15 protein-coding genes are annotated in these 21456 nt (G+C 32.1%); 12 read left to right on the forward strand and 3 right to left on the reverse strand.

Annotated elements, in window-relative coordinates:
- Window positions 1-243 precede the first annotated feature (243 nt).
- The 11 genes from NSS86_RS12790 (at window position 244) to norC (ending at window position 14497) form a co-directional block, all read left to right on the forward strand.
- Window positions 244-3396 carry a DEAD/DEAH box helicase gene (locus tag NSS86_RS12790; protein ID WP_000080564.1) on the forward strand — a complete coding sequence of 1051 codons (3153 nt, stop codon included), beginning with the start codon at window positions 244-246 and terminating at the stop codon, window positions 3394-3396.
- A 56-nt stretch (window positions 3397-3452) separates the two neighbouring features.
- The gene (locus tag NSS86_RS12795; RefSeq protein ID WP_000410567.1) at window positions 3453-3935 is read left to right on the forward strand and encodes a hypothetical protein; all 483 of its coding nucleotides are present in this window, start codon (window positions 3453-3455) and stop codon (window positions 3933-3935) included.
- Window positions 3936-4140: 205 nt separating this feature from the next.
- Window positions 4141-5127 carry a phosphatidylinositol-specific phospholipase C gene (locus NSS86_RS12800; RefSeq protein ID WP_000710555.1) on the forward strand — a complete coding sequence of 329 codons (987 nt, stop codon included), beginning with the start codon at window positions 4141-4143 and terminating at the stop codon, window positions 5125-5127.
- A gap of 220 nt (window positions 5128-5347) precedes the next feature.
- Window positions 5348-6118, forward strand: coding sequence for a tandem-type lipoprotein (locus NSS86_RS12805; protein WP_000977777.1), 771 nt, complete (start codon window positions 5348-5350; stop codon window positions 6116-6118).
- Between the two features lie 51 nt (window positions 6119-6169).
- On the forward strand, window positions 6170-6940 hold the full coding sequence (locus NSS86_RS12810; protein WP_000597207.1) for a tandem-type lipoprotein: 771 nt from the start codon (window positions 6170-6172) through the stop codon (window positions 6938-6940).
- A gap of 64 nt (window positions 6941-7004) precedes the next feature.
- Window positions 7005-7775: a tandem-type lipoprotein gene (locus tag NSS86_RS12815; protein ID WP_031790901.1), complete on the forward strand. Its 771-nt coding sequence runs from the start codon at window positions 7005-7007 to the stop codon at window positions 7773-7775.
- Between the two features lie 64 nt (window positions 7776-7839).
- Window positions 7840-8610, forward strand: a complete 771-nt coding sequence (locus tag NSS86_RS12820) for a tandem-type lipoprotein (protein ID WP_000977803.1) — start codon at window positions 7840-7842, stop codon at window positions 8608-8610.
- Window positions 8611-8673: 63 nt separating this feature from the next.
- Window positions 8674-9444 (forward strand): tandem-type lipoprotein, encoded by a 771-nt coding sequence (locus tag NSS86_RS12825; protein WP_075339405.1) that lies wholly within the window; start codon window positions 8674-8676, stop codon window positions 9442-9444.
- Between the two features lie 96 nt (window positions 9445-9540).
- Entirely contained in the window at window positions 9541-11778 is a 2238-nt protein-coding gene (locus NSS86_RS12830; RefSeq protein WP_001188472.1) for a helix-turn-helix domain-containing protein, read from the forward strand.
- Window positions 11779-11928: 150 nt separating this feature from the next.
- A complete protein-coding gene (locus tag NSS86_RS12835) occupies window positions 11929-13107 on the forward strand; it encodes a M20 family metallopeptidase (RefSeq protein WP_001075809.1) in 1179 nt (392 codons plus the stop codon).
- 1 nt (window position 13108) lies between these two features.
- Window positions 13109-14497 carry a multidrug efflux MFS transporter NorC gene (norC, locus tag NSS86_RS12840; RefSeq protein WP_001006441.1) on the forward strand — a complete coding sequence of 463 codons (1389 nt, stop codon included), beginning with the start codon at window positions 13109-13111 and terminating at the stop codon, window positions 14495-14497.
- A gap of 483 nt (window positions 14498-14980) precedes the next feature.
- Here norC and NSS86_RS12845 read toward each other — a convergent pair whose 3' ends face one another.
- The 3 genes from NSS86_RS12845 to NSS86_RS12855 all read right to left on the reverse strand — a co-directional run bounded on the left by NSS86_RS12845 (window position 14981) and on the right by NSS86_RS12855 (window position 19788).
- Window positions 14981-16642, reverse strand: a complete 1662-nt coding sequence (locus tag NSS86_RS12845; RefSeq protein ID WP_001800966.1) for a Na/Pi cotransporter family protein — start codon at window positions 16640-16642, stop codon at window positions 14981-14983.
- Window positions 16643-16966: 324 nt separating this feature from the next.
- The gene (locus NSS86_RS12850; protein WP_000291840.1) at window positions 16967-18742 is read right to left on the reverse strand and encodes an oleate hydratase; all 1776 of its coding nucleotides are present in this window, start codon (window positions 18740-18742) and stop codon (window positions 16967-16969) included.
- A gap of 173 nt (window positions 18743-18915) precedes the next feature.
- The gene (locus NSS86_RS12855; RefSeq protein ID WP_001038103.1) at window positions 18916-19788 is read right to left on the reverse strand and encodes a DMT family transporter; all 873 of its coding nucleotides are present in this window, start codon (window positions 19786-19788) and stop codon (window positions 18916-18918) included.
- A gap of 130 nt (window positions 19789-19918) precedes the next feature.
- On the opposite strand from NSS86_RS12855, the gene NSS86_RS12860 reads away from it, so the two are divergent.
- Window positions 19919-21298 carry a PLP-dependent aminotransferase family protein gene (locus NSS86_RS12860; protein WP_078072290.1) on the forward strand — a complete coding sequence of 460 codons (1380 nt, stop codon included), beginning with the start codon at window positions 19919-19921 and terminating at the stop codon, window positions 21296-21298.
- Window positions 21299-21456: the final 158 nt, after the last annotated feature.

Consider the following 21456-nt stretch of genomic DNA (forward strand, 5'->3'; position numbering starts at 1 on the left):
TGCTCTTTTTTGATGTCCAAATTTAGTTGCAAATGAAGGCATAGAAGAAATTTTTATAGTCATTTATTGGATAATAAATTATGGTCATATCGATTAATTTTATTAGTGAGGATTTTACAAACATTTGTTGAATAAATATGGTAATGATAATATATGAATATTTTTGAAAAAACACTAATATGATTAAATTATTTGTTAAAATAGCATTAAGTAAAAAACAAATAGGGAACAAGGTGGGATTTCATGAGTCAATTGCTAAATGATACGTTATCGGCTTGGTTGTTAATTGAATCTTTAAGTCCAGGAGAAGTAAATTTTACAGCGGAAGATATACTCTCAGCTGAACATTTTAAAAATGGTGCAAAGCAAGCACAACTTCAAAGTTTTGATGAATATTTTGAAATATGGAATTCTGAACGCTTTATTATATCAGAAGAAAAATCAGAGACTGGGGAACTTATATTTAAATTTTATAGACATTGCTTCCGCTATAATGAAATTAATTTGAAAATTCAGGATATTTTTGATGATTATTCTGATATTCATAATCCAAATGGGACACACTGTTATGGTTACACATTTAACACAGATAAACACGGCAAAGTGATAGTTGATTCTATACATATTCCGATGATTATGAGTGCATTAAAAGAAATTGAAAAGAACAAAAATGCCAATATAGAAGAAAAATTTAATGATTCTGTTGAAAAATTTTTTCAAAAAGTAAAAGAAATTTTAGCAGATGAACCAATTAATGAATTTAAATTGAAGAAGATGGACAAAGCTTATGATGAGTACTTTTCTGTATTAAATTCAAAGAAAGATGGATTATTTGGACATTATGTAGCAATAGAATATGTGAAAGATAGTGATTTACCACAGCCGGAATTTAACAGTTTCTTCATAAGTGATATTGAGAAAGCAAGAAAATCTCCCAACCAAACTTTAATTGATTACATTGAAGGTGTAGAAGAAAGTCAGCGCATAGAAGTAGATGAAAATAAAGAAATGTTTGACAAATTTTTACATCCTTCACGTTTGCCTGATGGACGATGGCCATCACAGACTGAGTTTAGATTGTCTTTAATGCAACAACTTGCTGTAAACCAAATTACGAGTGGTAATGAAAGAATAAGTTCAGTTAATGGGCCACCAGGGACAGGTAAGACTACTTTATTAAAAGATATATTTGCTCATCTAGTAGTTGAAAGAGGTAAAGAGTTAGCTAAACTAAATAATCCTAAAGATGCATTTGTCAAAACAAAAATTCATGAAACGGATGATAAATACGTATACTTACTAAAGGAATCTATTGCCAAATATAAGATGGTAGTCGCATCTAGTAATAATGGAGCTGTTGAAAATATATCTAAAGATTTACCGAAAATTGAAGAAATTATAAGAAATCCCGAAAAATGTAAATTCCCTAAATATGAACAGAATTATGCAAATTTAGCACATGAATTAAAAGATTTTGCTGAAATAGCTGAAGATTTGATTGGTGAAAGTGCCTGGGGCTTATTTTCTGGAGTTTTTGGTAAAAGTACTAATATTAACCAAGTATTGAGTCATATGTTAAAACAAGATGCGAATGATATTGGCTTTGCTAAATTACTACAAAATGAGAATAATCGTATGAGTTATAACGAGTTAATGAGTGAATGGCAATCACATCAACGTGCATTTTTAGAAGAGTTGAGGCATGTTGAAATGTTAAAAGAAGAATCTATTAGAGCATATGATGTTTATAAAAATTGTGAGTCTTTCTCTAAGATTGAACAGGTTATTAATAGTGAAAAAACAAGTATTGAAGAACAGGTATATCATTTAGATAATGAAACGTTACGAGACAATAAAGAAATAGAAGATTTGGATAATCGAATTAATTATATTGTTAAGCAAATAGAAACTTTAAATGAGTTAATTAAATCCATCAAAGAAAGCAACAAAGGTTTTATTAACAAACTGAAAGCGATGTTTAATTCAGAAGAAGATGAAAGCTATAAAGATCATAATAAAGAGAAGCAACAATTATTAACACAACAGTTAGAGTTAGAGAAATGTAAAAAAAACAAACATGAAGACCTTGTTAGCAAACTAAAAGAAAAAGAGAAATTAATTAAACAATTAACTAAAGTACAGTTGCAATTAGACGAGTTAAATTCACAGTTACAAGAGTTAGAAGCATATCGTATTGAGTCAAAAATTACAATTCCAGAAAAAGATTTTTGGAGTGACAACAATTATGATGAGCGCCAAGTTACTAATCTGTGGACGAGTGACGAACTTCAATACAGACGTGCCATGCTCTTTTTAAGAGCAATGATATTGCATAAATTATTATTGATTGCTAATAATACAACTATTTATTATGCGATTAATGATTTTAAAGATAGAAGGAAATTAATTGATGCAAATCCAGATAAAGTACACAACGCATGGAATGTGATGCATTTAATATTTCCAGTAGTTAGTACGACGTTTGCAAGCTTTAAATCTATGTATGGGGGCATACCAAAAGATTTCATAGACTACTTATTTATTGATGAAGCAGGACAAGCAATACCTCAAGCAGCTGTGGGAGCATTATATCGTTCAAAAAAAGTTGTAGCTGTAGGTGATCCGATTCAAATAGAACCGGTTGTGACTTTAGAAAGTCATTTAATTGATAACATTCGTAAAAATTATCATGTTCCGGAATATCTAGTTTCTAAAGAAGCTTCTGTGCAGTCTGTTGCAGACAACGCCAATCAATATGGTTTTTGGAAATCTGATGCTACTGATAGTAATCAAAAAACCTGGATAGGCATACCTTTATGGGTGCACAGACGATGTTTAAAACCTATGTTCACGATAGCTAACCAAATCGCTTATAATAATAAAATGGTGTTGCCAAGTAATATTACAAAAGTAGGTAAAACAGGTTGGTATGACGTTAAAGGAAACGCAGTTCAAAAACAATTTGTGAAAGAGCATGGTGAAAAAGTAGTGGGATTATTAGCTGATGATTGGATTGAAGCAATTAAGGAAGGTAAAAATGAACCGAGCTCATTTGTAATATCGCCTTTTTCAGCAGTACAGCAACAGATTAAACGTATGTTAAAGCAACAACTACCGACTAGAATTGATATTGAACGTACAAAAATTAATCAATGGGTCGATAAATCCATTGGTACTGTTCATACTTTTCAAGGTAAAGAGGCTCAGAAGGTGTATTTTGTAATAGGTACTGATAATACCCAAGATGGTGCTGTGAACTGGTCATGCGAAAAACCAAACTTGTTAAACGTTGCAGTGACAAGAGCTAAGAAAGAGTTTTATGTAATTGGCGACATGCAAAGAATACAGATGAAACCATTTTATGAGACGATTTTTAAAGAAAGAAATGTAAAATAACATACAAAAAAGTATATAGAGGAAGTTATACATTTTAAAAGGAGCAAAATTGAATAATGGAGAAATTTAACAACTGGATATTAAATGCAATAAGTGGATCTCAAACAGACAAGAATGAAACAACTGAAGAATTAAAAGGGGCAAAATTTATCATTTTATATGCATATTCAATGCTCGTTTTGCTTGCGTTAGTAATTTCTAACATATTCATTCACATTTTGGAGCCTAAACTATCAATCACCACTCAAATCATCATCGTTTTGATTTTAATTGAAGCACTAATTGGACTGCGTTTCTTGAAAGCGTACGATGTTAAGCGTGGCAAAGATAAAGAAAATAAGAAAAATAGTAAGGATTTCGTTAAACTAAAATCAATTTTAGTAGCAATTTTATTTACATCATTGGCGCTGACAGCAGGTACTGTAGCTGATATATACGGTTTCACTGACTTAGGAAATACTAGAAGTGATTTAATCGTTTGGAGCATAGGTGGTATTATATTTGGCCTCGTATGTTACACAATGGAAGATAAAAAATAACGATAAGGAGCTGGCGATTATAAAGCTAGCTCCTTTTTTAACTTATATATGTAAAGCACTATCCTAAGGGTCTTTAATCATATGTCAATAATTCCTATAATTAATACTCTTAAATATTGTTTAAATAAGTTTTAAAATTTTACACATATTTTTATTTAAAAAAGATGTATAATTAATGTATTAAATATAGAAAGAAGTTGATATTATGAAAAAGTGTATTAAGACTTTGTTTTTAAGTATCATTTTAGTAGTGATGGGTGGTTGGTATCATTCAGCACATGCGTCAGATTCGTTGAGTAAAAGTCCAGAAAATTGGATGAGTAAACTTGATGAAAGCAAACATTTAACTGAGATTAATATGCCAGGCTCACATGATAGTGGCTCATTCACTTTAACTGATCCGGTAAAATCGGTTTGGGCAAAGACTCAAGGCAAAGATTACCTTACTCAAATGAAGTCGGGAGTCAGGTTTTTTGATATTAGAGGTAGAGCAAGTGCTGATAATATGATTTCAGTTCATCACGGCATGGTTTATTTGCATCATGAACTAGGAAAATTTTTAGATGATGCTAAATATTACTTGAGTGCTTATCCAAACGAAACAATTGTGATGTCTATGAAAAAGGACTACGATAGCGATTCTAAAGTTACGAAGACATTTGAAGAGATTTTTAGAGAATATTATTATAATAACCCGCAATATCAGAATCTTTTTTACACAGGAAGTAATGCGAATCCTACTTTAAAAGAAACGAAAGGTAAAATTGTCCTATTCAATAGAATGGGGGGTACATACATAAAGAGTGGTTATGGTGCTGACACGTCAGGTATTCAATGGGCAGACAATGCGACATTTGAAACGAAAATTAATAATGGTAGCTTAAATTTAAAAGTACAAGATGAGTATAAAGATTACTATGATAAAAAAGTTGAAGCTGTTAAAAATTTATTGGCTAAAGCTAAAACGGATAGTAACAAAGACAATGTATATGTGAATTTCTTGAGTGTAGCGTCTGGAGGTAGCGCATTTAATAGTACTTATAACTATGCATCACATATAAATCCTGAAATTGCAAAAACGATTAAAGAAAACGGGAAAGCTAGAACTGGTTGGCTGATTGTTGACTATGCAGGATATCCGTGGCCTGGATATGATGATATCGTAAGTGAAATTATAGATAGTAATAAATAAGGATTCAATAATGATATTAAGACGAGTATGAAAATAGTTAGATTCTAATTATTTTCACTACTCGTTTTTATTTTGAAAATAAGTAATAATTCAACAATATTATAAATTGAACAGATTGTTTGTGAAATTTTTGATAATATTAAAGTGAAAAAGTGTTATAAATTGATAAATATATGTAATTAACAAAAACAAATCATTTTAAAAAGAAGAGAGTTGTAAGATGATGAAACGATTAAACAAATTAGTGTTAGGCATTATTTTTCTGTTTTTAGTCATTAGTATCACTGCTGGTTGTGGCATAGGTAAAGAAGCGGAAGTTAAGAAAAGCTTTGAAAAAACATTGAGTATGTACCCTATTAAAAATCTAGAGGATTTATACGATAAGGAAGGCTATCGTGATGATCAGTTTGATAAAAATGATAAAGGTACATGGATTATAAATTCTGAAATGGTTATTCAACCTAATAATGAAGATATGGTAGCTAAAGGCATGGTTCTATATATGAATAGAAATACCAAAACAACAAATGGTTACTACTATGTCGATGTGACTAAGGACGAGGATGAAGGAAAACCGCACGACAATGAAAAAAGATATCCGGTTAAAATGGTCGATAATAAAATCATTCCAACAAAAGAAATTAAAGATAAAAACATAAAAAAAGAAATCGAAAACTTTAAGTTCTTTGTTCAATATGGAAACTTTAAAGATTTGTCGAAGTACAAAGATGGAGATATTTCATACAATCCAGAGGTGCCAAGTTATTCAGCAAAATATCAAGTAACTAATGATGATTATAATGTAAAACAATTACGTAAAAGATATGATATACCGACGAATAAAGCACCAAAGTTATTGTTGAAAGGTACAGGTAATTTAAAAGGCTCATCAGTTGGATATAAAGATATTGAATTTACTTTCGTGGAGAAAAAAGGTGAAAATATATACTTTAGTGATAGTCTACATCTTGAACCAAGTGAGGATAAATAAACGTGACCAATAAAGAGTATGAAATCGAACCCGGAAAAAGAGAGTGATGAAATGATAAAACGTGTAAATAAATTAGTGCTAGGTATTAGTTTTCTGTTTTTAATCATCAGTATCTTTGCTGGTTGTGGTACAGGGAAAGAAGCGGAAATAAAGAAAAGTTTTGAAAAAACGTTGAGTATGTATCCGATTAAAAATCTAGAGGATTTATACGATAAAGAAGGATATCGTGATGATCAATTTGATAAAAATGATAAGGGAACATGGATTGTTCGTTCGTCAATGTCGATTCAATCTAATGGAAAAGATATGAATATAAAAGGCATGGTTTTATATATGAATAGAAATACAAGAACAACAAATGGCTATTACTATGTTGATGTTATAGAAAGAGAAGATAAAGGTATACATCGTGATAACGAAAAAAGATATCCGGTTAAAATGGTCGATAATAAAATCATTCCAACTAAAGAAATTAAAGATGAAAAAATAAAAAAAGAAATCGAAAACTTTAAGTTCTTTGTTCAATATGGCGACTTTAAAGATTTGTCGAAGTACAAAGACGGCGATATATCATACAATCCAGAGGTGCCGAGTTATTCAGCAAAATATCAATTAACTAATGATGACTATAATGTAAAACAATTACGAAAAAGATATAATATACCAACGAATAAAGCACCAAAGCTATTGTTGAAAGGTACAGGGAATTTAAAAGGTTCATCAATTGGCTACAAAAAAATTGAATTTACTTTCGTAGAGAAAAAGGGAGAAAATATATACTTTAGTGATGGGCTACATTTTAATCCAAGTGAGGATAAATAATCATGATTCGATCAAATTATGAAATCGATCCAGGAAAAACAATAAAAAGAAATAGGATTGTGAAATTATGAAACGATTAAATACATTGGTATTGTACATCAGTTTTTTGATATTAATCATCAGTATCGTTGCTGGTTGTGGTACAGGGAAAGAAGCGGAAATAAAGAAAAGTTTTGAAAAAACATTGAGTATGTATCCAATTAAAAATCTAGAGGATTTATACGATAAAGAAGGCTATCGTGATGACGAATTTGATAAAAATGATAAAGGAACGTGGACTATTAGTTCTGAAATGGCAATTCAGAAAAAGGGAGAAGCCTTAAATATAAAAGGTATGGTTTTGAAGTTAAATAGAAATACAAGGAGTGCAAAAGGATTTTACTATGTTAATGCGATAAAGAAGGATGAAAATGGCAGACCTCAGGATAAGCAAATAGAATATCCCGTTAAAATGATTGACAATAAAATCATTCCAACTAAAGATATCAAAGATGAAAAAATAAAAAAAGAAATCGAAAACTTTAAGTTTTTCGCGCAGTATGGCAATTTTAAAGATTTGACGAAGTATAAAGGTGGAGATATTTCATATAATCCAGAAGCCCCGATTTATTCAGCAAAATATCAACTAACCAATGATGATTATAATGTAAAGCAATTACGTAAAAGATATGATATACCGACGAATAAAGCTCCAAAGTTATTGTTAAAAGGTTCAGGAAATTTAGATGGTTCATCAATTGGATACAAAAAAATTGAATTTACTTTCGTAGAGAAAAAAGGAGAAAACACTTACTTTACAGCTAACCTACATTTTAAACCGAGTAATGATGAATAATCGTGACTAATAAAGAGTATGAAATCGATTCAAGGAAACAAAATAAAAAGAAGAGAGTTGTAAGGTGATGAAACGTTTAAATAAATTAGTGTTAGGTATTAGTTTCTTATTTTTAGTCATTAGTATTACTGCTGGTTGTGGCATGGGTAAAGAAGCGGAAATAAAGAAAAGTTTTGAAAAGACAATGAGTATGTATCCGATTAAAAACCTAGAGGATTTATATGACAAAGAGGGCTATCGAGATGATCAATTTGATAAAAATGATAAGGGAACATGGATTGTAAATTCTCAAATGGCAATTCAAAATAAAGGAGAACCTATGAAATCAAAAGGCATGGTTCTGTATATGAATAGAAATACAAGAACAACAAATGGCTATTATTATGTTAATGTGATTAAGGGCGAGGATAAAGGTAAACATCAAGACAATGAAAAAAGATACCCTGTTAAAATGGTCGACAATAAAATAATCCTTACTAAAGAAATTAAAGATGAAAACATAAAAATAGAAATCGAAAACTTTAAGTTTTTTGTTCAATATGGAAACTTTAAAGATTTGGAAAATTATAAAGATGGAGATATATCATATAATCCAGAGGTGCCAAGTTATTCAGCTAAATATCAATTAACTAATGATGATTACAATGTAAAGCAATTACGTAAAAGATATGACATACCAACAAATAAAGCACCGAAGTTGTTGTTGAAGGGTACAGGGAATTTAAAAGGTTCATCAGTTGGATATAAAGACATTGAATTTACGTTTGTAGAGAAAAAAGAAGAGAACATTTACTTTAGTGATGGGTTAATTTTTAAACCAAGTGAGGATAAATAATCATGACTCGATTAAAATATGAAATCAATCCAGGAAAGATAATAATAAGAATAGGATTGTGAAATTATGAAACGATTAAACAAATTGGTATTGTATATTAGTTTTTTGATATTAGTCATTAGTTTCACTGCTGGTTGTGGCATGGGTAAAGAAGCGGAAATAAAGAAAAGTTTTGAAAAAACATTGAGTATGTATCCGATTAAAAATCTAGAGGATTTATACGATAAAGAAGGCTATCGTGATGATCAATTTGATAAAAACGATAAAGGCACATGGATTATTAATTCTGAAATGGTTGTTCAACCTAAAGGGGAACGTATGAAATCAAAAGGTATGGTTCTATATATGAATAGAAACACTAAGACTACAACCGGGAAGTATATAGTGAGTGAAACACTTCATGATGAAGATGGTAGACCTAAGAGTAAAGATAAAGAATATCCGGTTAAAATGGTAGACAATAAAATCATTCCAACTAAAGGTATCAAAGACGAAAATATAAAAAAAGAAATCGAGAATTTTAAGTTCTTCGCGCAATATGGCAGCTTTAAAGATTTGTCGAAGTACAAAGACGGCGATATATCATATAATCCAGAGGTACCGAGTTATTCAGCAAAATATCAATTAACTAATGATGACTATAATGTAAAACAATTACGAAAAAGATATAAAATACCAACGAATAAAGCACCAAAGTTATTGTTGAAAGGTTCGGGAGACTTAAAAGGTTCATCAGTTGGATATAAAGACATTGAATTTACTTTTGTGGAGAAAAAAGGTGAAAATACTTTTTTTACTGATAGTCTACATCTTGAACCAAGTGAGGATAAATAATCTCCTGCCTCCCACACGATTCAACACGAATTTCAAATATGTTGCTGTAAAATAATGTAAAATAAACGTATTCATATTACTGAATTGAGGGATAGTATGCAACGTGATTATTTAATTCGAGTAGAAACTGAAAGCATGCCAGATTTCAAAAGGCTCAATGGTTTAATGATTGGTTTTGTTATTAAAGGTGAGGCACATATTTATGATGAAAATAACATGACGCAATGCAACAGTGGCGACATTTTCATCATTAACCACCGTGACTTGTATCGATTTCAACTTCAACAAGATGGCATCATATGTTATATCCAATTCCAAATGAAATATTTGGCAGACAAGTTTGATGATGCGCATTGTCTATATTTTCACTTAACAGATGCGACCACAACCAAGAATATACATCAACTGAGAAATATAATGGCAAGACTGGTTTCAACACACATTCGACATAATGAGTTGTCTAAATTGACTGAGCAACAACTTGTGATTCAGTTGCTTATGCATATGATTCATTATGTCCCGCGTACATATCATTCGAACCAAAGTATCTTAAATGATGATAAAGTGAATCAAGTATGCGACTATATCGAGTTACATTTTCATGAAGATTTAAGCCTTTCAGAATTAAGCGAATACGTTGGGTGGTCAGAGAGCCATCTGTCTAAAAAGTTTACAGAATCGCTAGGTGTAGGATTCCAACATTTCTTAAATACGACGCGAATTGAGCATGCGAAACTCGATTTAACATACACAGATGAAACGATTACTGATATTGCATTGCAAAATGGCTTTTCAAGTGCAGCGAGCTTTGCGAGAACATTTAAACACTTTACGCATCAAACGCCTAAACAATATCGAGGTGATCGTCCAGCAATCACTGAAAATCAACAATCGGCACAACATAATTATCACGACCGTGAATTGATATTACTTTTAAATGACTACATTGAAGAAATGAATCATTTCATTGAAGATATTGAAAAGATGAACTATAAAGAGATTGCCTTTAAACCAACTAATCAACAACTAAATCAATTTAATCATATTATTCAAGTGGGCTATTTGAGGAATTTGCTCAATACACAGTATCAATCACAGTTGCTTACATGTCATCATGATTTTCAAGTCAATGAAGTATTAGCATATGATGTGATGCCATATATTATGAAAAAGCTCAATGCGCCATTCACGTATGATGCAGAGATTTCGAATATATTTTATGATATCGATTTGTGTTTAGACTTTTTATTAGATCATAACTTTAGTCTAACCATGCATTTGAATCAGTATGACTCACGAGATTATATCGATGCATTCAAAGTATTTATCCATCACGTTGCCCTGCATGTCAGTCATAGAAAAGATTTGAAGTTCAACTTGTATGTGACGACATTGCACACGTCTTTAATTGAAATGATTGATTATTTTAAAGCATTATTCCCTAATGGTGGCTTGTACATTCACTTAGATCAAGCTACGGAAAGACATCTACCATTGTTGAAACGACTTGAGCCACACATCAACCATTTTGTATTTGATGCCAATTCAAATGATGCTGTTGATTTTAATAAAATGAATGATGATGAATTTAAAACCGCGAGTCAAATGATTATTAATAAAACGAATTACCTTATCGACTTAATGCATCGCCATAACCTAAAGCGTCCACTCATTTTACTCAATTGGAATACATTGACGGGTGATACATTTATTACAAACGGCGAATATTTTAGAGGTGGTATCATCATTGAGCAATTATTAAAATTAAGTACTAAAGTAGAGGGTATCGGGTATTGGTTGAATTATGATTTGCACGTCAGTCATTGTAGAAATGAACGGGATTATATGAATTCTATTGAACTGTTTCATCAATATAATGGAAAACGTCCGGTCTATTTCACGGCATTGCTATTTAATAAATTAACAAGCAATATTTTGTATTCTGATGATACATGTATTGTCACGGGAACTGATTCAAATTTTCAAATATTGTTATATGATGCAAAGCATTTTAATCCGTACTTAGCGTTGGACAATCAAATGAATATGCGTGCAACGGAAATGATCCATTTGAACATTAATGCCCTAGAAGACGGTATGTATAAGATTAAACATTTTACCTTAGATAAAGAAAATGGTGCGTTATTTAATCTTTGGCGCAAACATCATACGATACATGGCATGGACAAGGACTCTATAGATTACGTTAATCGAATGAGTTTTCCGAAATTAGAAGTATATGATATAGATATCACGGACACACTGGCATTAAACATTAAAATGATTACGAATGGGATTCACTTAATTGAAGTAAAACGTTACCCAAGTTCATAAAATGATCACAAATCACAAATTTTGATATACATAATTTGTGATTTTTTATATTCAAAGCTAAAATTGCAAAAAATTAATGGTTAACATCTCTGTTGTTGGCAATATAAATAATGATTAATCATTTATGATGTAACTAAGGAGATGAAGGATATGAATCAACAATTAATTGAAGCTTTAAAATCTAAAGAAGACAAAATGATTGAGATCAGACGTTATTTACATCAGCATCCAGAATTATCTTTTCATGAAGATGAAACGGCGAAATACATCGCTGAATTTTACAAAGGTAAAGATGTGGAAGTAGAAACGAATGTCGGACCACGTGGAATTAAAGTAACGATTGATTCAGGGAAACCTGGTAAAACATTAGCAATCCGTGCAGACTTTGACGCATTACCCATTACTGAAGATACAGGATTATCTTTTGCATCACAAAATAAAGGTGTTATGCACGCATGTGGTCACGATGCACATACAGCTTACATGCTTGTATTAGCAGAGACGCTTGCTGAAATGAAAGATAGTTTTACAGGAAAAGTCGTTGTGATACATCAACCAGCTGAAGAAGTACCACCAGGTGGTGCTAAAGCAATGATTGAAAATGGTGTATTAGACGGTGTTGATCATGTATTAGGTGTACACGTCATGAGCACAATGAAAACAGGTAATGTGTATTACAGACCTGGTTATGTTCAAACAGGACGCGCATTCTTCAAATTGAAAGTTCAAGGTAAAGGTGGTCATGGTTCATCACCACATATGGCCAATGATGCCATTGTTGCAGGTAGCTACTTCGTCACAGCGTTACAAACAGTTGTATCTAGACGACTAAGTCCATTTGAAACCGGTGTTGTCACAATCGGTTCATTTGACGGTAAAGGTCAATTCAATGTCATTAAAGATGTTGTTGAAATTGAAGGTGATGTACGTGGATTAACAGATGCTACAAAAGCAACAATTGAAAAAGAAATTAAACGTTTATCAAAAGGATTAGAGGATATGTATGGTGTAACTTGCACCTTAGAATATAACGATGATTATCCAGCATTATATAATGATCCAGAGTTTACTGAGTACGTGGCTAAGACGTTGAAAGAAGCAAACCTTGATTTTGGTGTTGAAATGTGTGAACCACAACCACCTTCAGAAGACTTTGCATATTATGCTAAAGAACGTCCAAGTGCCTTTATTTATACAGGTGCAGCTGTGGAAGATGGTGAAATTTACCCACATCATCATCCTAAATTTAACATTTCAGAAAAATCATTACTTATTTCGGCAGAAGCTGTAGGGACAGTTGTTTTAGATTACCTTAAAGGAGATAACTAACATGAATGAAACGTATCGCGGGGGCAACAAGTTAATCTTAGGTATTGTATTAGGTGTTATTACATTTTGGTTGTTTGCACAATCACTTGTAAATGTTGTACCAAATTTACAACAAAGTTTTGGTGCAGACATGGGGACAATTAGTATAGCGGTCAGTCTAACTGCACTATTTTCAGGTATGTTTGTCGTTGGAGCAGGTGGTCTAGCAGATAAAATTGGGCGCGTGAAAATGACGAATATCGGTTTATTGTTAAGTATTATTGGTTCAGCATTAATTATTATTACGAATTTACCGGCATTATTAATTTTAGGTCGTGTTATACAAGGTGTATCAGCAGCGTGTATTATGCCTTCCACATTGGCCATTATGAAAACTTATTATCAGGGTGCTGAACGTCAGCGTGCCTTAAGTTATTGGTCTATCGGTTCTTGGGGTGGCAGTGGTATCTGTTCACTCTTCGGTGGTGCAGTTGCGACAACTATGGGTTGGAGATGGATTTTCATCTTCTCAATTATCGTTGCCGTACTTTCAATGTTACTCATCAAAGGGACGCCTGAAACGAAATCAGAAATTACCAATACACATAAATTTGACGTTGCAGGGCTAATTGTTCTAGTAGTTATGTTGCTAAGTTTAAACGTTGTCATTACTAAAGGTGCAGCACTTGGTTACACATCATTATGGTTCTTTGGTTTGATTGCAATCGTAATTGTAGCATTCTTTATTTTCTTAAATGTTGAGAAAAAAGTAGATAATCCACTTATTGATTTTAAATTATTTGAAAATAAACCATATACAGGTGCAACGATTTCGAACTTCTTATTAAACGGTGTTGCAGGTACATTAATTGTAGCGAATACATTCGTGCAACAAGGTTTAGGTTATACAGCATTGCAGGCAGGATACTTATCAATTACTTATTTAATCATGGTGTTATTGATGATTCGAGTTGGTGAAAAATTATTACAAAAAATGGGTTCTAAGCGACCAATGTTATTAGGTACATTCATTGTGGTCATTGGTATTGCACTTATTTCATTAGTATTCTTACCAGGCATATTTTATGTTATCAGTTGTGTCGTAGGATATTTATGTTTCGGACTAGGCTTAGGTATTTATGCAACACCTTCTACAGATACAGCTATTTCGAATGCACCGTTAGATAAAGTTGGCGTTGCTTCAGGTATTTATAAAATGGCTTCATCACTTGGTGGCGCATTCGGTGTCGCAATTAGTGGTGCTGTATATGTTGGTGCAGTTGCTGCAACGAGCATTCATACAGGTGCGATGATTGCACTTTGGGTTAACGTATTAATGGGAATCATGGCATTTATCGCAATTTTATTCGCGATTCCTAATGATGATAAACGTGTCAAAGATGCGAAATAATAACGATGACACGCCAAGTGTTTTGATAATGATATAAATGAAAGTAAAGCAAATTAAATGAGGAAATGTATAGAGCAGTGCATATAGATAAATCTATGATTGGATTAACACTAATATAAATATAAATGAAAAACCATCCACTTAAACTTTTGATAAGTTAGGTGGATGGTTATTTATTGCGTTGTTCTAAAAATTTGGACATTTATATAGAAGGAACTATATATAATGTGAAGGTTATGGCAATTCGCTTCAATGAAGGCGACGTGAAAGTGAATACTAAATGATTCGAGGTCAGACTCCGAGAACAGTGTCCGTCATGCTTACCGCATACTAATGAAGCATTATTATATCAGTGTTTATAGCCGATTTAAGATAATAAAGTTTGCTAAACAAAAAAGCCAATCCATTGATGTTGGATTGACCTTGTATATGCCTCTGAATCTCTAATTTTAAAAAATATGAATATAAATAAGACATTAAAAATTAAATTTCAGTTGTTGCAATTTCTTCATCTGTAGGTACATCATCGTTAAGACCAACAAGTGCTTCAGAAACATTTCGTGAATGATAACCGATACGTTCAAGAACACCAATCATATCGATATATAGTAATCCGCCTTTTGTTGTACATTCGCCACGATTAAGGCGTTTAATATGACCTTTGCGTAGTTTATGTTCAATATTAAATGATTCTCTACTACGTTCTACAATTTCATCTTTTTTCGTTTTGTCATAAACATCTAACATGTCGATGGCTTTATCAAATGACTCAGCAACATGGTTGAATAATTTATCCATACCGCGTTGTGCATCTTCTGTAATGCGAATATCTTCATCATGTTGGCGTTTTAATTGAGCGACATACTCTTCTGTTAGCTCTGCTACTTTTAAAATAGAGCGATTGACATCAAACATAACTGCTAAACGCTCAACGTCTGCCTTCGTAATGGCTTTTGTAGAAATTCTAACTAAATAATTTCGAATGCTATCATTGATTGTTTCAACAGCTTGGTGCTTTTGTTCAAGCTTCTTGATCAATTTTTTATCGTCTTTTGTAATTTCGCGAATGTCTTCAAACATTGATAAGACAATCTGACCCACATTTTGTAATTCTTTTTGAGTTTCTTGTAATGCAACACCAGGTGCGTGATAAACAAGATCTTTGTTTAAGTGCTGAGGTTTATAGTCATCAGCAATATCTTTACCTGGGACAAGCTTTGTAACTATCCATGCTAAACCTGCTACAAATGGTAATTGAATCAAAGTATTTGTTATGTTGAAGATACCATGTGATACTGCAATCGTCATCGCTGGTTTTAAGTGCCATACATCTTGTAACAAACTAATCAAATGAATCACAACTGGCAAGAAAATTGTGAAGATAATTACCCCGATTAAATTAAAGATGACGTGTACAAGCGCCGCACGTTTTGCAGCGATTGAGCCGGCTAAACTAGCTAAGATAGCTGTAATTGTTGTACCAATGTTATCACCTAGTAACACAGGGATTGCTGCGTTTAAGCTGATTAAATCTTGTTGATAAAATTCTTGTAAAATACCAATCGTCGCACTTGAACTTTGAACTAGTGCTGTTAACCCTGCGCCGACAATGACAGCAAGTATTGGATTTGATGACATATCAAGCATTAATTGCTTAAATCCATCTAATGATGCTAAAGGTTTAACGGCATCACCCATAAATTCTAGACCGAAGAATAGAGAACCGAAACCGAATAGTATGCGGCCAATGTTATTGATTTTAGAGCGTTTAAAGAAAAAGATTAAAAATGCACCTAATGCTAAAATTGGCATTGCATATTCGCCTAAATCTATACCGATAATAAATGCAGTTACCGTTGTTCCGATATTGGCACCCATTATCACTCCAATAGCTTGTTTTAACGTCATAAATCCAGCTGTTACCAGTCCGATTGTGATAACGGTCGTACCTGAACTACTTTGTATTAAAATAGTTACAACGATACCTGCAATAACACCTAATACTGGATTTGATGTAAATTTGTTTAAAATATCTCGTAGCCTGTCTCCTGCTGATGCTTGAAGCCCGTCTCCCATGATTTTTAAGCCGTAAAGGAAAATACCTAAACCACCTAAAAAGGAGAAAATGACTTCTGTAACCGACATTTCCATTATTTCACCTCAAATAAGCTTTATATTTAGATTATCGCTTATAATTGTAAATTTAATGTTAAGATTAGGTAAAATTATTTAACAATATATGTTATTTGTATATGACTTGTAAAATATCGTCACTTATTATGTAAATTTTCAGTGTGAAATGGCAGGTTTGCAATAACTTGTTTAACAAAATGATGCAATCAATCATGTAATTATGTTTCATCAAAAAAATCATGTGAGTGGGATAACGAAATAAAGTTTGTGAACATATCATTTCTATCCCACTCCATGATTTGAAATCACCAAATAAAAATCTATTAATGGTTTTCGTTATAACAATTTGTGTTCTTTTAATAATGTCTCAATGTACGTACCTTTTATCTTTTTAAGGAATCCTGCTAATGCGAGTTTCTGCATTTTCGAATCTTTAGTAATCTCGCGCAAATCTTGATGGTCATTCAGTTCGTATACGGCATCCATTAAGACGCGAAGATCAAATGTACTATTGATGACCTCTGGAATACCACGATCTATATTTAGTAATTGATAAACAGCTTCCATGGCAGTACGAACCGAATATTCTGTTGTAAATACAGTATCTCGCTCTGTTTCTGCAAAGTTACCAATAAATGATAAATTTTGTGATTGATGCGGGACGACTAAAGGTCTGTCGCCGATAGCACGCGTCATGAAATAAGAGGTGATATATGGCATATAAACAGGAATCGTATTAGATACATGTTTTGCTAAGTCTTCAATTTTGTCAGTTGATACACCTAAGTGATACAGCCATTCTTGGCATATTTCATTACCACTACATTCTGTAATTGGCTTTTTAATATAATCGCCGTTTACATCTGAATATAAGGCATAAATCCATGTAGATATTTCATTTTCAGGTTGGTCTTTAAACTGTTGCTGACGATTGATTGTAAAACTCATTTGCCATGCAGAATCATTGATTGTAATAATACCGCCTGTAACTGTTTTGCCTGCAAGTGGGTCACGTTTACAAATACTTTCTATTGTATCGATAATCTCTTTATTGTTTGTTGTAGAAGTTGCTGAAACAAACCAACTTTTTTTAGGAATATTTTGGCAAAACTTATCAGGATTACCAAATTCAGGACTTTGTCGCGCTAAATTTTTCCATAGTGTCCAACTACCACCTAATTCGTCAGTTGGTGGTGCTGGTGTATCATTATCACCATACGTAGAGCTTTCCGTAATACTACCGTTTGTCACAAAGACAAGATCATCTACAGTCAGTTTAATTGACTCTGCTTTGCCATGTCGGTGAATTAATATTTCTCGGGCAATTTTTTGACTTGTCGTAACATCTACTTTAATATCTTCTACTTTTACATCGTATTCAAATTGAACCCCATGCGATTTTAAATATTCAACCATAGGTAATACTAAAGATTCATATTGATTATATTTAGTGAATTTTAAAGCTGAAAAGTCTGCGAGACCACCAATATGATGAACGAATCGCATTAGATAACGACGCATTTCCATAGCAGAATGCCACGGTTCAAATGCAAACATCGTTTTCCAGTAAATCCAAAAGTTTGAATTAAAGAAGTCATCGGAAAATACATCTGTTATTTTGACATCATCTAAATCTTCTTCATTCGTTAAGCATAAATCTAAAATTTCTTTAATCGCCGTTTTAGTCAAAGTGAAGTCTCCGTCTGTGACTAAACGTTGACCCTGTTTCTCAATAACACGACAGCGAGAATAGTTAGGGTCTTCTTTGTTTAGCCAATAGAACTCATCTAATACAGACGCGTTATCGATTTCTAATGAAGGGATAGATCTGAATAAGTCCCACAAACATTCAAAGTGGTTCTCCATTTCACGACCACCGCGGACAACATAGCCTTTTAAAGGCATATTTTCACCATCAAGACTACCACCTGCTTTAGGTAACTCTTCTAAAATATGAATCTTCGAACCTTCCATTTGACCATCCCTAATTAAGAAACAAGCTGCCGCAAGTGAAGCTAACCCAGACCCGATTAAGTAAGCAGATTTGTTTTCTACATTTTCAGGTTTTTTAGGGCGCGCAAATGCTTCATAATTTCCATAACTGTAATACATATCCACCAAGTCCTTTCGTATTAGAATACACTCAGACTATACCCCTTTGTGAATTGTAAATATTAGTATTTATATTGGTAAATTTGACGAAATTAGATCATTTTTATATTTTTGATTTTTAAAATTTTATCACTCGAATGTTTTTGGATTCTGAGGTGCGGGACTTGGAATAATTATGTATTTTGAAAGAAGTTACTTAAACTAACGCCTAGTAGAGTGATAATTCCGCCTATAATAGCAAGGGTTGTTGGTAGCTCGTCTAATAACAGATAAGATAATAATAAAGAAACGATAGGTGTTAAATAAAGAGACATTGTTGCATCAGAGACACCAACTGACTTCACAATATAAGCAAGCAAAACGTATGGAATTATAGTAGGGAATATAGCTAAATAAAGTACCGATACTATTGATGTAAAAGTGGCGCCGTGTATATCGTTGATGATTTCAGGAATAAAAATAAGCATAAATGGTGAGCTTGCCATTATTGTATATAGTGTGAAAGCGATGAAGCCGTATTTTTCTATGTATTTTTTCTGGAAAGTAAAATACAAACTTTCACTAAAAGATGCAAGTAAAATAATAAAAACACCTAATACATTAATAGTTGTGTAATCATCTTTACTTATTGAAATAATGGATATTCCTATAAATGCGACGAGTGAACTTAACCAATTCCATTTTGAAAAATGCTCTTTTAAAAATATATAAGCTAAAGCACTAGAAAAAATAGGCGTTGTAGAGACTAGAATTCCAGATATACCTGCACTAATCAAAGTTTCACCAAAATTTAAAGCTGTGTGATATATCACAAATCCACAAAATCCTAAAATAAAAATAACAGGGATATCTCTTAGTTCAGGGGTAGGCAATTTCTTTATAATTACGAACGGCAAGAGAATTATTGTTGCTAAAATTAAACGAAATGCCGACAATGATTCTGCACTAAAATCATTTAACGCAATCTTTATCATTGGAAATGCAGATCCCCACAATATGATAGTAAATAAATATGATAGAAAAGTAGTGTCTCGAAGTTTATTCATTAATATCATCACTCCTTTAATTATGTGTTTCTATATTAAAAAATATGATTTAAAATGAGTACAACCAATTTTGAATGGATTTACCTATCCAATTTTAAAAGGGAGGGAGAAGATGGCTAAATATTAAGATATTGCTAGTGACATAAGAGATAAAATAATCACAGGGGATTGGTTTTATGGAATGAAGATACCTCCACAGAGGCAGTTGGCGATACAATACAACGTAAATAGAGTGACGATTATTAAAAGTATTGAGTTATTAGAGGCTGAAGGATTTATCTATACTAAAGTGGGGAGTGGAACATATGTTAATGACTATTTGAATGAAGCACATATTACAAATAAGTGGTCTGAAATGATGTTATGGTCCTCTCAACAAAGAAGTCAGTATACGGTGCAATTAATTAATAAAATTGAGACAGATGATTCGTATATACATATAAGTAAAGGTGAATTGGGTATATCGTTAATGCCACATATTCAATTGAAAAAAGCCATGTCTAATACAGCCAGTCATATTGAAGACTTATCTTTTGGTTATAATAATGGCTATGGTTATATCAAGTTAAGAGATATTATCGTTGAACGAATGTCAAAGCAAGGTATAAATGTAGGTAGAGAAAATGTAATGATCACTTCAGGCGCTTTACATGCCATTCAACTTTTATCTATTGGGTTTTTAGGTCAAGATGCCATAATAATTTCGAATACACCATCATATATTCACTCTACAAATGTTTTTGAGCAATTGAATTTTAGACATATTGATGTTCCTTATAATCAAATTAATGAAATTAATACCATCATTGATAGATTTATTAATTTTAAAAATAAAGCGATTTATATAGAACCTAGGTTTAATAACCCGACAGGTCGTTCTTTAACGAATGAGCAAAAGAAAAATATAATTACTTATAGCGAAAGACATAATATTCCTATCATTGAAGATGATATCTTTAGAGATATTTTCTTTAGCGATCCAACTCCTGCTATCAAAACTTATGATAAATTGGGAAAAGTTATACATATAAGCAGTTTTTCAAAAACGATTGCACCAGCAATAAGAATAGGTTGGATTGTTGCTTCTGAAAAAATAATAGAGCAATTGGCAGATGTAAGAATGCAAATTGACTATGGATCCAGTATTTTGTCACAAATGGTTGTATATGAGATGTTGAAAAATAAGTCTTATGATAAACACTTAGTAAAGTTAAGGTATGTTTTAAAAGATAAACGAGACTTTATGTTAAACATCCTCAATAATTTATTTAAGGATATAGCACATTGGGAGGTTCCAAGTGGAGGTTATTTTGTATGGTTAGTCTTTAAAATAGATATAGATATTAAATATTTATTTTACGAATTGTTAAGTAAAGAAAAAATATTAATCAATCCGGGTTACATTTATGGCAGTAAAGAAAAGAGTATAAGGCTATCTTTTGCCTTTGAATCAAATGAAAATATTAAGCATGCGCTCTATAAAATTTATACATATGTGAAAAAGGTTTAATTAAAACAATAATTCGAATCATTATGTGGCATGTTAAACAGCTAAATATAAGCTATGCACATTTAACAAGCGGATACTCCTGACGCAATTATAGTATCATTACATATTGTTTAATCGTTTGGGGTAATGTAATTAAAAGGTAAAATAGGCAGAGTGTT

This window comes from Staphylococcus sp. FSL W8-0056, assembly GCF_037963075.1.
GTDB classification, from domain to species: Bacteria; Bacillota; Bacilli; order Staphylococcales; family Staphylococcaceae; genus Staphylococcus; species Staphylococcus aureus.